Source organism: Gracilibacillus salinarum (assembly GCF_022919575.1).
GTDB classification, from domain to species: domain Bacteria; phylum Bacillota; class Bacilli; order Bacillales; family Amphibacillaceae; genus Gracilibacillus; species Gracilibacillus salinarum.
The window spans coordinates 506,675-521,888 of the sequence record NZ_CP095071.1 but is presented as its reverse complement, the minus strand read 5'-3'; the positions used below and the strand labels follow the sequence as shown (position 1 = coordinate 521,888).

The 15,214-nt window shown below is 38.5% G+C and carries 11 protein-coding genes; 3 read left to right on the top strand and 8 right to left on the bottom strand.

The window, feature by feature from the left end:
• Positions 1-20: 20 nt before the first annotated feature.
• From MUN87_RS02570 to MUN87_RS02555, 4 genes are read right to left on the bottom strand one after another with little or no spacing between them, the layout of a single operon-like run.
• The gene (locus MUN87_RS02570) at positions 21-1,898 is read right to left on the bottom strand and encodes a beta-N-acetylhexosaminidase (protein WP_244746055.1); all 1,878 of its coding nucleotides are present in this window, start codon (positions 1,896-1,898) and stop codon (positions 21-23) included.
• Positions 1,899-1,921: 23 nt separating this feature from the next.
• On the bottom strand, positions 1,922-2,752 hold the full coding sequence (locus MUN87_RS02565) for a carbohydrate ABC transporter permease (RefSeq protein WP_244746053.1): 831 nt from the start codon (positions 2,750-2,752) through the stop codon (positions 1,922-1,924).
• Between the two features lie 30 nt (positions 2,753-2,782).
• Positions 2,783-3,733: a carbohydrate ABC transporter permease gene (locus MUN87_RS02560; RefSeq protein WP_244746051.1), complete on the bottom strand. Its 951-nt coding sequence runs from the start codon at positions 3,731-3,733 to the stop codon at positions 2,783-2,785.
• A gap of 22 nt (positions 3,734-3,755) precedes the next feature.
• Entirely contained in the window at positions 3,756-5,117 is a 1,362-nt protein-coding gene (locus MUN87_RS02555; protein WP_244746049.1) for an ABC transporter substrate-binding protein, read from the bottom strand.
• Positions 5,118-5,363: 246 nt separating this feature from the next.
• Between MUN87_RS02555 and MUN87_RS02550 the strand changes: the two genes are divergently transcribed.
• Together MUN87_RS02550 and MUN87_RS02545 are read left to right on the top strand one after the other, a co-directional pair.
• Positions 5,364-7,181, top strand: coding sequence for a sensor histidine kinase (locus MUN87_RS02550; RefSeq protein WP_244746047.1), 1,818 nt, complete (start codon positions 5,364-5,366; stop codon positions 7,179-7,181).
• Positions 7,169-8,221 (top strand): response regulator transcription factor, encoded by a 1,053-nt coding sequence (locus tag MUN87_RS02545; RefSeq protein WP_244746045.1) that lies wholly within the window; start codon positions 7,169-7,171, stop codon positions 8,219-8,221. The genes MUN87_RS02550 and MUN87_RS02545 overlap by 13 nt, the downstream gene beginning before the upstream one ends.
• An 8-nt stretch (positions 8,222-8,229) precedes the next feature.
• Here MUN87_RS02545 and MUN87_RS02540 read toward each other — a convergent pair whose 3' ends face one another.
• From MUN87_RS02540 to MUN87_RS02525, 4 genes are all read right to left on the bottom strand, one after another.
• Entirely contained in the window at positions 8,230-10,983 is a 2,754-nt protein-coding gene (locus MUN87_RS02540; protein ID WP_244746044.1) for a CBM96 family carbohydrate-binding protein, read from the bottom strand.
• 947 nt (positions 10,984-11,930) lie between these two features.
• Positions 11,931-12,992: a hypothetical protein gene (locus MUN87_RS02535; protein WP_244746042.1), complete on the bottom strand. Its 1,062-nt coding sequence runs from the start codon at positions 12,990-12,992 to the stop codon at positions 11,931-11,933.
• Positions 12,992-13,399, bottom strand: coding sequence for a hypothetical protein (locus MUN87_RS02530; RefSeq protein ID WP_244746040.1), 408 nt, complete (start codon positions 13,397-13,399; stop codon positions 12,992-12,994). Before MUN87_RS02530 ends, MUN87_RS02535 begins: the two co-directional genes overlap by 1 nt.
• Positions 13,396-13,941 (bottom strand): RNA polymerase sigma factor, encoded by a 546-nt coding sequence (locus tag MUN87_RS02525; RefSeq protein WP_244746039.1) that lies wholly within the window; start codon positions 13,939-13,941, stop codon positions 13,396-13,398. Before MUN87_RS02525 ends, MUN87_RS02530 begins: the two co-directional genes overlap by 4 nt.
• 148 nt (positions 13,942-14,089) lie before the next feature.
• Here MUN87_RS02525 and MUN87_RS02520 point away from each other — a divergent pair, with 148 nt between their 5' ends.
• Positions 14,090-15,214: a CAP domain-containing protein gene (locus MUN87_RS02520; RefSeq protein ID WP_244746037.1), complete on the top strand. Its 1,125-nt coding sequence runs from the start codon at positions 14,090-14,092 to the stop codon at positions 15,212-15,214.

The window sequence follows — 15,214 nt, the reverse complement described above, 5'->3', positions numbered from 1 at the left end:
AAGTTATACGTTACACATGCTCAAAATACATTGGATGTAACGATTCGCCGGTATAAATTACAACGAACCATTTCGGTTTCTTTTGCTTGTATTGAATAACTTAGCCGTTCTTGCTCTAACTCAGGAATCGAGGTAATCTTTCCATCCAGGAATTCACACAATCGCAGGATTGTCGTTTCAATCCGTAACATCAGACCACCATAGCGGATATCCAGTACCTCCCAACCAAAGGCTTTGTTTGTCTCCATCCACTGCTTGTAATGAAGTTTATGCAATCTCTTTACTTTCTGCAGTAATACAGGAAGCTCCTCTTGAAGGATCAGTTCCAGATCCGCTTGATCGTTTTGCTTATATGCGCTTTGCATATTGGTTCCTATCGTGCTTTTGATACTTAGCACTGCACATAAAGCACCAGTATAATCAAATAGACCTTGCCACTTACCAGCTTTCGTCTTCACTTGCTGCAGGTCTCTTTCTAATTGTCGATAGCCTGCTGCCACCTTCTGATTCTCCATATCGTGATCAAACAATCCTGTTAATGGATCTTGCCAAAGCAAAAACTTGGATGGATTCACAGGCTCCAGATTGTTACGTTGATATATAGTGGAATCAATGTTCCCTAACTGCCAAAATGCATCCATCTCTGCACCTGTACAAAATTGAAAACGAGCTCGTAATTTCTCACGCGATACTTCCCGTGCATATCCATGCTCTGCATACAGTTGAAGACCTAACAGAGCTGTGAATAGATTGGTCTCCGCGCCATCATCTCCCCAGAGCGTGACGAATACTTCTGTCACTCCTTCTTGTTTACAAGCATGTAAAGCTGCATGTGTAGTAGCAAAGGTTTTGTCATAATGAATCGTATTTCCATTAAAGGTCCAAATCCCTCCTGCAAATACTGGGTTCGATCCAAAAGCTTGATGCTTGCGTATATACTCAGCATAAAAATCCTGATCTTCATGATAATAATCCCAGTACACTAACTGCACATCATCTGGTTTTTGACGAATAATATCGTGTGGAATAGTAGCATTCCTATCGTAATAATCTCCTCTATCAGAAGCGATTCTAAAATACATATCGCTCCATATCATCGGTTTAAGCCCACATTTTTCAGTTATATCCCGTACACACTTCAAATGTTCACTCATAATTTGGAATGCAGATTGATGTCCAAACCTGTCCATATAGTTACCTCTTCCAAGAAAATGCGCTTCATCCATGCCGATGTGAATTCTTTTACTTCTGAATGGTTCGCTAGCTGATCGAACCATTTTTTCAATCAACTCATAGGTTTTTTCGGAATTAGCTAATAATATATCATCTGTATCACGGATATCTCGTGTTACATCCCACCTAAGGAAAGTAGATAAATGGGCAAGCGTTTGGATACATGGGATGACTTCTATCCCAAAAAGAGCAGCAAACGCATCAACCTCCATCAGTTCTTCCCTGCTGTATCTGCCCCGCATATAGCCAAAATACGGTTCTGACTCGATTTCATACGTATCCTCCATATAAAGCAAAAGTGTATCCAGTCCCATTACAGCCATTAAACGTATTAGTTCTTTAATCGATTCAGGTGTTAAAACAGCATTTCGCGAACAATCAAGCATAGGACCGTTCATCTGAAATTGTGGTTCTTCACGTATTTCAAATCGCTTTCTCGTCTGTAAATGTTGCAGCAACAGTCCTACTGATCGAAAAAACTGGATCGGATGATGATAACGAATATGAGCAACTGAACCATTAAAAGAAACAAATACCTCATCAACATCCGTTCGTTTCACCTGTACCTTTATGCCATCCTTTGACTGAGTAAACTGCCATTCATGCTCGAATTGATCTATTCCTTTTTGAAGATCTGTAACATCTCCTTCAAAGAAAAGAGGCATGCTGTACTTCTCCCCTTCCATTGCTACTTAATACCTGAGCTAGAAAAGTTTTGAACAAAATAACGTTCCGCAAATAAGAAAACAATTAAGATCGGAACAAGACTCATCAATGCAGCGGCTACCATGTATTGTTCATTACCAAACCACTGACCTCCGAGTGATAAAATACCAATTGGCAAGGTGAATTTCTCATTGGACGTTAAATAAATCGAAGGTGCCAGAATTTCATTCCATTTCGTCATAAAGGTAAAAATCGCAACAGTTGCCAGGCTTGGTTTTACCATTGGCAAGTAAATCCGCCAATAGGTTTGAAATGGATTACAACCATCTAATTTAGAAGACTCTTCATAGTCTTTGGGAATACTCAAAAATGTTTGTCTCATTAAGAATATCCCAAACGGTTGTGCCAGACATTCGAGAAGCCATAATGGTACAAGTGTATCTAACAGGTTCATTTGTTGAAAGATCATAAAATGTGGGATTATCACGACAATTGGCGGTATCATCATCGTTCCTAACACCATAACGAATAACGCATTTTTAAATGGAAATGTTAAGCGAGCAAATGCATAGCCAACCATCGAACAGGAAATCACTGCACCTAAGACGGACAAACCGGTAACAATGAAACTGTTAAACGTGTAATCTAAGAAATTACCAAGCTTAAATACTTCTGGATAATTAGACCACTGAAACACCTCAGGTATCCATTTCGGAGGAACCGCTGTAAATTCAGCATATGTTTTTAAAGAATTAAATAGCGCCGTAACGAATGGCATCACCATTATCAAGGCACTAATCGTCAGGATAATGTAACCAATCTTTTTTGCTGTGAAGAATTTGCGTTTATTCATTGATATAGCCCCCTCTCTGCCATAGAAGATTTAATGATAATGCACCCACCGTTTTTGTCCCCATAACTGGAGCAGCGTGAGAATAAACAAGATAATAAAGAGAATCCAGGCAATTGCGGAAGCATAGCCCATATGCAAGAAAGAGAAACCTTCCCGGTACAAGTAAAGCATGAGTACTAAACTCGCATTATTCGGACCACCAGCTGCAGAAATATCAGCGGCTCCGCCTGTCATAACATATATTTGTTCAAAAGCTTGGAACGTTGTAATTGTACTTAGCACGATTACTAAGAAAGTAGTAGGTGATATTAAAGGCAATGTAATGGATTTAAATTTCCTTATTGAACTGGCTCCATCCATTTCAGCCGCTTCGTATAACTCATTCGGTACGTTCTGTAACCCTGATAAATAAATAATCATAATATAGCCGATCCCTTTCCAGACAGCCACAAGCACTAAAAGCGGAATAACCTGCTGTTCATCATTTAACCATTTCTGCGGTTCCAACCCTAATTGGATAAGAAAAGAGTTTGCCAGTCCAAAACGTGGGTTGAAAATGGCATCAACCACGTACATAACAACAGTCCAAGATGAAATAACCGGTATAAAATGAGCCATACGGTACAGCTTTAATGCTTTTATTTTCTGATTAAGCGCTATCGCTAACAACAAAGCAAGAAAAGCTTGTGCTGGTACAAACAAAACAGCAAAATAAAGTGTATTCCAAAGAGATTTATAAAATAAAGGTTCATTAAACAATTTCTCGTAGTTTTCCAAGCCAATCCACTGAGGAGCATTTAACATATCATATTGGGAAAAACTGAAATATAAAGAAGCAATCAGTGGTGCAATTACAAATACGATGAATTGAATGAGGTAAGGGGAGACTAATAGAAGTCCCCACTTCCCCTCATACGATATGAACTTGCGTTTTTTTCTGGGTAAGGTGGTTGCTGCAGAATTGCCACGATTCGTCTGCATCTCACAAGGCCCCTTTCATCTATTATTCGTTATAAAAATCGGTCAAAATCTTTTGCACATCTTTATCTGCATTTTCTAATGCTTCTTCAATCGGTTGTTCTTCAAGAAATGCTCGTCGGGCATGTTCGTTAAACTTCGCCACCCACTCACTCCATACTGCGTTGGTATCAAGACCTCCTGCAAAATCAAAACTTTCAAGAAACGCCTGTTTATTTTCTGGTTTGTCCGTGGAATTTAAGAACGTATCTGATTGAGCTACAGATTTCTTGACAGGTACCGCTTCTCCAAGTTCTGCCCACTCTTTTTGTACTTCATCTTCAGTTGACCAATACTTCACCCATTCCCAAGCAGCCTCTGCTTTCTTATCACTCGTACTTTCATTAATCACCCATGAGTTCGTAATGACAGGAGAAAATCTCTCGCCGTCCGGACCTTTTGGCAGCACGGTGACATCATAGTTCAATCCAGCTTCATTTGCAGCTAACACTCGGGCATAAATACCAATTCTCATCGCAGCTGATCCGCTAGGAAAGACAGCCATTGGACTTTGAAAACTATTGAGGTCAGCCGGGTCTGTAATAATACCCTTGCTCATACCATCTACCATCCATTCAAACGCTTGTTTGTTTTCCTCAGAATTAATTATGGAATTATTCAAAGATTCATCCAGGATACCCCCACCATATGATTTAAGAACGGAGAACCATCCCTCTGTGATACTAAAGAACGTTAACCCAAATTGTTTGATATTTTCACTATTAAATCCTTCTTCACTCGGTTTCTTATCGGAAGCATCTATTGTTAATTTAGCAGCAGCTTCTTTTAAGTCCTCCCAAGTCCAATCTTCACTTGGATATTCTACACCAGCTTTATCAAACAGATCTTTGTTATAATATAAGGCCCCGATCTGAATACCTTGCGGAACGCCCCAATACTTACCATCTGTATCTTGATTAGATTCCAATCCGTAATAATCTTCTTTATTCAAATCTCGATTAATCCATTCTGTTAAATCTTTAATTGCACCACGCTCCGCATACTTCATAACTAACACACCATCAGATAACCATACATCGGGAGCTTCGTCAGCAGCAATTTGCGTATCGAGCTTTTGGAAGAATTGCCCATAAGGTGAACTCTGAGTCGTGACCTTAATGTTAGGATGCTGCTCCATAAATCTATTAATCAACTCTTGCATTTTTTCATCCGACTTCCCACCCGAATAATAGCCTAGATTAATGGTGACTTGTTCTTCATTGGCATTTTCTGTATCATTTTCATTAGAGGTAGTATTTTCTCCTGTAGAATTACTTGAACAACCCGCTAGCAATAATCCCGTAATAAAGACAAATGAAAGGAAAGCAGTAAGTATTTTTTTCTTCATTTTTGTTACCTCCTAAATATTAATATTTGTAAAAAGCTTACAAAAAATAAAGTCACAATGGAATGGTTTTTTTTAATTTACTTGTCCTTTTTTGCTCTTAGTAAGATTAACGAATTACTTCTTGCTAACTAACTTCACAAGAATAATGCTGAATAAGACATGGATAAGCTATTGTAAACATATATTAGTTATTACTATTCACTCCTTGTCCCTATTATTTAAATGTTAAAAAAGGGTGTGTCCTACATGCATACACATTCCATTAAAAAGAAGCTTTTTTTAATTTTTACTTTTTTTGTCTGTTTACCGATCTCGATAATCGGTATGATCTGGTACGAATCCTCTACGAATACGATTGAACAAGAAGCAATCCAATCGAATAAAAAACTTATCCAGCAAGCCAACGAGTACTTGAACATGTATATTACAGAGATCGAAAATTCTACTTATCCTTTTATCACGAACCCTCAAATTCAGTGGTATATCAACAACGACAAACTAAGCAAATATAATGCGTTTATTCTGTCGGAACAAATAGAATTGGAGTTATTCACGCAATTAATGAACGGCAGATCGGATATCGTCGGTATATCTTTGGTCAGTCAAAAGCACAGCCAGATCAACTTCTATCAAAGCAAAGAATTGCTGGACATGGAGCGGATAAGAAATAGAAATGAAAACCTCTTTAGCAACGGGAAGGATATGGACAACTTTAGTGTGATCGGATTGCGAAGAATTGGATCCCAGCCCGTCATTACAGTATCGCGAAAGATCCATAGTACCAGTTCTTATTTATATAAAGCTCTATTAATTATAGATATTAATCTTCATCAGCTTTCTTCTATCAGTGACAATCTGTCTATTGAGAATTCTAATGTTCTAATTATGGACGATACCGGACAGACTATTTTTCATACAGATCCCAATCGAATTGGTGAATTCGTAGATACATCTCTAAAAGAGCGCTATTTATCGAGTGAAAGTGATGTGTTTACAACAACAGCAAATGATGAGAAGGAAATACACATATATGAGCAATTTAAAGATACGGATTGGGTATTAGTCGCACAACTCCCCCATAACAAAATTATTGGTGATTTAGTCCAAATGAGAACAATAACAATTATATTAGGTGCATTTATTGTCATCGTAGCACTTACGGTATTTGGAGGATTTGCCTTATCACTCACTGGTTCACTCTCCACTCTTCAACGTATGATGAAAAAAGTAGAGTCAGGAAATTATAGCGTCCAGCATACAGGTATGAAGGAACGTCGAGATGAAATTGGTCATGTTTTTCGAAGTTTTCATGCGATGGTAAATGAATTGAAGAGACTGCATGAAGAAGTGCATCTAGCACAATTACAAGAAAAACAATTGCAAATTAAACAAAAAGAGTCAGCCCTTCAAGCAATGCAGGCACAAATTAATCCACATTTTCTCTATAACACACTTGGGATCATTAATTCACATGCGATACTGGATAATAATATGGTTATCAGCAAAATAACTACCTCATTGGCGCAAATGTTCCGGTATAATCTTAGTGAGGCTCGGCAAGTCGTACTGCTAAAAGAAGAAATGAACCACATCCATTCATATCTGGAAATCCAGCAAGAAAGACACCGGCATTTGACCGTAGACATTCAGATTGATGAGCAATGCCAGGATTTGATCTCGATGATTCGCTTTTCTCTACAGCCATTAGTGGAAAATGCCTTCTTACATGGCTACCAAAAACACAAATTGAAAGCTACCTATATTGGTATTCGCACGTATAAACAACCAGATTACTACGTGATTCAAATCATTGATAAAGGCTATGGCATTCAATCTGATATTAAAGAGGCGTATAACCAAGCTTTTACAAACCTGGATGAGCAGCTCATTCATGATTATGAAAAAGAATATAAAAGTATCGGCTTATGGAATGTACATGAAAGAACCCGTTTAGCGTTTGGTTCTCCTTATGGACTACACATTAAACAATGGAAGGAAGACAGAGGAACAATCATTGAATTGAGACTTCCATATCAGAAGGAGGATAACGAATGTACAACGTAATAATTGTAGATGATGAACATATGATTCTATTAAGTTTACAAAAGCTGTTGGAAGGATTGGAAGGTAAATTTTCTATTGCGGGTGTTGCTGAAGATGGAGAAGAAGCGCTGCTTTTACTCGAAAAGCAGTCGATCGATCTTTTGATTACAGATATTTGTATGCCAGAAATGGATGGTCTTGAGTTAATAGAGAAAGCCAGAAACATAGATCCGAACATGAAGTTCATTATCATTTCTGGTTATGATGATTTTAGTTATGCCCAAACAGCTATCCGGTATGGAGTTTCCGATTTTATCCTAAAGCCAATCGTACCTGGTCAAATACTTTCAACCTTGGATAATATGTATACTCAGATGCAAGCAACTAAACGCTCCTACACTGAGAATAATGAATGGGTCTTGCTGCTCGAAACCTTTAAGAAAGAGTTGGTTGAACATATATGGACGTTTGATAAGGAAGGAGCTCTAGAAAAAATCATGGATGTCATCGATGGTTTTAACCGGCTCCCTCATTACCCGCAATCTCTCTCGCAATTATTGGAAAATCTTTTTAGAGATATAGAAAATGAATTAATGAATAGAAATGCAAATTTAACAAACCTGCTGCCCGAACAAATTAGATGGTCTCCTAGTACAGCTGGAACGATGGATATAGCGAAACAAATGATTAGACAAATGATCGATTATGTTCAAGGCAGCCGAAATTTAGGTTCACGTCAAAATGTGTTAAAAGCTGTCAAATATATAGAAGCGTATTATGCTTCAGCGGACTTTTCCTTACAAGAAGTGGCTAATTATATAGGCGTATCCGAATCATATTTCAGTCGTTCTTTTAAAGAAGAAATGAATATTAGTTTTATTAAGTACGTGATCCAGTTCAGAATGGAAAAAGCGAAAGACTTAATTAAAAACTCTGATAGGAACATTACAGAAATTGCATTTGAAGTTGGGTTTACCGATTATCCGCATTTTAGCAAATCTTTCAAAAGACATTATGGGCTGACACCTAACGAATACCGTAAGCAACTCTTACAATTGTAACAACCATATTATTGGATGACGAGGTAAGCAGGATTCTTATTTTCTTTGCTGTCTATCATGAACAGCCTGTCTGTTGCAGCTTGATCTGATAATTTGAATGACGCTACTTTATCTTCTGTTTGATTGGTAATAAAATTAGTTACATCGATGCTGTACCACCCTGCTTTATCGACTTCGATCGCCCCAATGATGGCATCGTCTTCACGTAACGCAGGTTGATTGTTCCATGTAATACTGTTCTCATTCCAACTGTCTGTACTGAGCCCCATTATGGTTACAGGTAATGTGACAACCGATGTACTAGTATGAAAATACAATACTGCTGAGTTTATTGGAGAATCTGCGGAACTAGTAAGGTCAAATTTGAAGAAGCCAAGTCGGTCATAATAATTTGATCCAGCTACATCTTTAATTTGAATAGCGCTATCCGCACCATAGTTCATATCTGCATAACTTCCTCCACGGACATAGGCATCTTCCGTAACGGTGACTATTTCTTGAGACCAGGTTGTTGACATTTGGTGCGGATCATCATAAGCTTGTGCCCAATAATAGCCATCTGATACGATCCTTCTTGGTTCAAAACCTATTTCACCCCAATCTTGCACTACAGATTCACTCACAGCGGAAGCAACTCCTTTTTCATCAGCAGTAGCACTGATAAATTTTCCTGCCATATGCGTAAATCGTCCATGAACTTCAGCTTGAATACCTTCTAGTGTCTCTTTATCTACAACTTGCAACGTCACTTTACCTTTGCTTTCTTCATAACTGACATCCATACTATTAATAATCATCGGTTTTAATGTCGTATCATCCGTCATGGCAGAGGTTTCTTCAGAAAACGGACCAATATTCCCTTGCACATCTACAGCAGCTACCTTATAATAATACCTCGTATTCGGAAGTAAACCTACATCTGTATATGTTAAACCTCTTTCTGTTCCTGCCAGATTACTGGCGTCTGGTGTAAAATCACTGTCCGTACTACGATAAATGTTATAAGATTCTACTTCCGTATTATCAGATGCTCTTCCATATTCCAGATGGATACCTTGAAAATCAAAACTGGAAGCGGCTGGATTTTCGCTAAGTGCTGAAGGCGCAATTGAATCTGCGGGCGGCTCCCAAAAATAACCGTTTGGTCCCCAGGCGGATGGTAATGCTCGGATTTCATCATAATGATGCAGTGCAATACCTCCGAAGGCTTCTTCTCCATTAAAAGCTTGATAAACCTTATCTAATTCCGCTTCCATATAAGTTCGACCCTCTTCACGAAAAGAAATCGTCTCTGGATCTCCACCATTGGCGATGTCTTTTGTTTCCACACCGATAATGACAGAGTTTGGTTTGCCGATTTGGTTGGCGTAGTCTATTTCACCTTGTGCATCTGGAATAATACCCGGACTGTCATCTGCTACATCCCAGTAATCCATAATTGAAATATAATCAGCAATATCCTGGATATGTTGAGACATCCATTTTGTATTACCGTTCCATTCTATATTTTCAGCGTTGGAAGAGGAATCATACCATCTAGGAATGGCTGCACCTACTAATAAACTATACCCTGCGGTGTCACGTCGTTGCATAAGCTTTTCAAAATAGTTTAAATATTGAATTTGAACGGAAGGATAAGCGGATTTAAAATCTGGTAGAATATAAGGTTCCGTATCTACATTCACCCCGTCAAAACGCTCGTTTGGAGAGGAAGATATATTATAGTTTAGGACTTTTTCAAATTCTCCAATAGCTAAATCATGATATCTGGTGTAAGCGCCAAAATAAGGTGGGTTGGTCCCCCCTGCGATAAGAGCGTGGATCTTATATCCCTTATTATGAGCCCAGCTTACAAAGTCTCTTACTTTCTCCCTTTCGTCTTCTAGCATATCCATCCCATCAAATGTATCCACGCCAAAATATAATGTTGTAATGGGATCCTGATTAAATGTAGTGGTGTCTTTCGCCATTGCATCTAAAACCGTTCTCGAACCTGGATTAAGCAGTAAATTATAGCTGGCATTTTCCCATATCCACATCGAACGATCTTGATCTACAGCAGTGGTAGTCTCGCTCGTTCCCTTGCCAACTTTCACATAAGAGGTTGAGCTTTTTCCTGTATTTCCGTTGGAATCGATTGCTCTTGTTTCGATACTGCTTGTTTTATCACCAATATCAGACGTGTTCCACTTGTATTTATAGTATTTACCTTTTAACGACGCTTCTTTCCAAGTACCTCCATTGATTCTTACTTCCACACGGTTTATTTTATTTTTGGCTTCTACTGCAATCTTTATATTGACATCACCTTTGACACTGCTGCCATCAGCTGGTTTCTCAATGGATAGAGCGGGAACGTTCGCTTCGGCGTTATCCACATTTACATGAAGAGTGGACCATGCATTACTTCTGGTTACAGTATCTTGTCCTTTGATCATTAATTCTATTTCCCCATCATAAGTGGAGGTGTCCAAATCGTAATACCAGATACCAACATTATCACCATCAGGGTCATCCGTCTGCACTTTCACAACCTTCACACCATTAATCACAATCTCCATATTATAAGTCTTCGTATATGTTCCAGAAATGCGTTCCACCCCAACAGGTACAGACTGCCCTTCAGCATGCGAGTCAATGGTTATTGCTGATGTTGCATACACAGAATGTGCTTGAAGAACCATCATCAAAAGTGCGAATGCGATCAAAAGAATCATCAGAGCTAAACTTCGTACGTGTTCCAGTTTCATTTTACCCAACATAAAACGAACCTCCTATCTTTTTGAAGCGCTTTCGATATAGTATACAGACGAAACAATATAATGAACATGTATTTATTTGTTATACTTGTCTTCTTTTGTTGGAACATCCCAGCATTTTGGAAGTATAAGAAAAACCGGGCATAACCCACCCGGTCCTAATTGACTTAATTAATAAACTTCCTATAATATGGATTATGTTAACTAGGGCTGTATATCAAAATACTCATTTTGATATACATTATCTGCTTAGCAAAGCTCCGGAAATAGGCTCCGCGTCCTGTGGGGCACGGCTTCAGCTAACTTAGGAAAGAAAATTCTTTTCTTTCCTAAGTGGATCTTCAGCTCGCGCTGACGCATGAGGAGTCTCCGCCTATTTCCTACGCTTATGGGAAGTGCTACAACTTACGGTACAGCTAAAAGCAGTGGTTCTAGGCATTATGTTATTCAAAAGCTGTTATTTATGGTGCAATCAATATGCTAGCAATTCCAAAAGTTGTAGAGCAAACATCCTAGCGTAGGCCAACCACGTAGACTCCCGCGGGATTATGCAGGTGCTGAAGATCCACTTTGTGAAGTGCTCTTCTTCACAAAGTTAGCTTCAGCCGTGCCCCGCAGGACGCGAAGTGGTTGGCCGAAGCGGTATTCTAGCACATTAAATATCTCAATATGGATGCTTGGCTAGCGATGGCTAGTTGACACAATCCATATTATAGGAAGTCAGCTTCATTTTCCATATGATTACTGCTGTGACTGTACTAATATACTTTCTTTACTCATTAGAAAAACCAGGATATACAACTACCAATAATATAAATTATTGATTGTTGCTTATGGATAGTAATTCACATGCTAAATCTTACATGAGCTGCAGATCCAATTCACTAGATTATTTGTATCACGGAAACAAAAAAGCACTCATTCCTAGAGTGCTTTTACTGTCAGACTATTTATGATTTCTTTTTCCGATTCATCAGTGCAAGTTTCATCCCACCTCCGATAAGCAGTAAACAGACAATACTGACCTGGAAATAGGAATTATAGTAATGCCAGAAATGATTGCCTAGCAGATTACCCAGTACTGGTAGAATGACATGATCAAATAAATAAAACAACCCAAGTACAACTAATCCAATACCAATCCACTTTTGGTTGTTCTTAATATTTTTAAAGATCGGTACATCCTGCACGTTTTCATATTCGATTCGGTTTACGGTTTGTAACGTATCAAAGAAACTGTAAAACCAGACAATAGGTATCAAGAATAGAAATAGTGACAAATGTAATACATCTAAAATATAAATAGAGAACAAGAATACAGCCATCAGCTGAAGTCCACGTTTTTGGAGGCCCAGATATAAATGGCCGGCTCCTGGAAAAATCGATAGAATAACGGCTAATACGCGGCTTTTATTTTCACTATTACGCGCACGTTCAAAATCATCTAATATCGTTTTATCCTCTAATAGTTCGCCAGCTTGTTTACGATTTAAAAGTTGAATTACATCAAATAAGCTGTAGACCCAAATAATTGGCAGGATTAATAAAAAGATTAAAAATACGCCACTGGTTAAGATGCTGATAAAAAATACAATCGTGATGATACCGATAAAAGCTGATAATAGTGTAAGTCCGCGGTATGTTAATCCGATATAAAAATGGCCAATTCCAGGAATAACGGAAAAAATGATGGTCTTTACTCTTTCATTACTAAGATTCGTCTCGTATTCACCAGCTTGTGCATGCCCAACTCCTGTTGGTTTTGCATGTAAAATGGTGACGATCATATCTATCAAATTAATGAACCAGATAATCGCTAGTAAAAGAAACATTAATATATAAAATTCACTGTAGCCAACGAACCCGGTAAATGCTGAGAACAGTGAAACAAATACACCACCGAAAAAAGCTAGTGTATATATAACACCTCGGAATGTTTTGCCCCAGTAAATTTGACCAAATCCCGGAAAAAAACTTAAGAAAAATGCAAATACTGCAGATTTATTATTCATTACTTACCCTCCCCTTTTAACTTTTCGATCCATTGATCTGTCTTTAACATGAGATGCTCAGAGATAGATGGTTTTTGTTCCATTTGTTGATCATTTGTTGCTTGCATCACACCTTGGAATACACCAGATACTGTTAGAAGCACCGTGAATCCAGCCGCTATCGCGTAATGAATCAGTGCTCGATTTGTGCGGCCCTTCGAAGGTGTTACAATTGTTTTGTTCATTTGTTGCATGAATGTATTGGTAAAATCAGAAGATGGTGCGGCTTCATATGTTTGATTGTCTATCACATTAAGATATAATTCCATACAGTTGTCACACGTTAATAAATGATTTTCCATTTCCTCTCTATTATCGATAGATTGTTCTAGATACGCGATAACTTGTTCTTTCGAAAGATGGCTCATCTAAAATCTTCCTCCTTCCAATTTTCCTTCATCCATTTTCTAGCTCTGTACAACCTCGTCTTCACCGTCGTTTCTTCCAGACGGTAGCGATCCGCTATTTGTCTATAACTCAATTCCTCGAAATAATAGGCATGAACAACTAGTTGAAATTTAGCAGGCATCTGCTTGATCCGCTTTTGAATCATAGCGATTTGATCGTTAGCCATCACTTCTTCTTCGACATTCAACTTCTTGTCTACAGGATGAAAGCTTTCAAACGTATGTAATTCTTCCCGCTTTCGTTTCTTTTGGCGCTGGTGATCAATAGCTTTATGTAAAGCGATTCTTGATAACCAAGTTTTAAATCCTTGATGCTGATAGGTTGGAAGGGCATCGAGCATTTTGATAAATGCTTCCTGCGCAAGATCCTCTGCAATTTCTTGGTCACGAACGACACTGTATGTTACCTTAAAGACATGATGCTGATAGCGTTCTACGATCATCCGGATCGCATGCTGATTACCTGCTTTCATTTTTTCGATCAGTTTCGTCTCATCAATCATGCTCTCCCCCCTTCTAAACGGCTACACCATAATGGACGACATAAAGGAATAAAAAGTATACAAAATTATTCAAGTTTTTGATGCTTAAATTTTTCCAGATCGTGCTATAATGGTTACTATTAGATAACAAGCAGTCAGGAGTGAAAAATTGAGAACGTTAAGAGCGCTTATATCCTTGCTACTAATTGCTGGTATATTAGGCTTTATATATAGTGATGACTATCAGGAAAAAGGCATTAACGGTGTCTGGCAACAATTAACCACCGATGTAGAAAACATTAAAAATAATCCGCAGTTGGTAAGCACCATCGAAACAATGAAGTACAAATTTGAAAATGTGTACGAACGATTGACTGATTCAACTGCACAGCCACCAGCACCATCAGATGCAGAAAAACCTGAACTTACTGCACCTGACGAACAGTCGTTCTCCATCCATAATATTGAATTGTCTCAATCAAAGGCAAGCGTCACTGAACAATTAGGAGAAGCGAACCGGCAAAGTCTAAATGAATACGGAGTTGATTGGTACAGCTATCATGAAAATTATCAGAATTTCCTTATGGTAGCTTACAATGAGCAAGACCAGGTCGCTGCTCTATACACTAATCAAGATTTAATCTCATCCACAAAGGATATAACCCTTTCCAGCAGCAAAACAGATGTTCGTGACGCGTTTGGTGAACCATTAGATTCGATTCGAAAAGGTTTTACCCGCTATAAAATAAACGATAGTGAAGAGCAAGATACGTTTCTGATAGATGAAAGCTATGTTACTTTCTTCTATGATGTTCACCAGGATAACCAACTAGCAGCGATTCAGATTGTGGCCGAGTCGTTAGAGAATCAAAAACAAGATTTCTTCGGTGGAACAAGTGACGCCTTAAAAGAAGGATTTGAATACCAATTGTTTGACCTGACCAATGCATCCAGAGTCAAGTTCGGTCTGCCTGTTCTGCAGTGGTATGAAGAAGCACGAACAACCGCTCAAAACCACAGTACCGATATGGCAGAAAATAATTACTTTGGTCATAACAATCTCGACGGGCAATCTCCTTTTGATCGCTTAAAAGAGGATGGTATCTCCTTTCAATTAGCAGGGGAAAATCTGGCAGCTGGTCAATCGAGCAGTATCTTTGCGCATCAAGGTTTAATGAACTCAGAAGGTCATCGAAAGAATATATTACATGCTGATTTTCGCCTCATGTCGATAGGTGTTGCCATGAAAGAGGACGGCCAGCCTTTCTATACAGAGAGTTTTATCACGAAATAA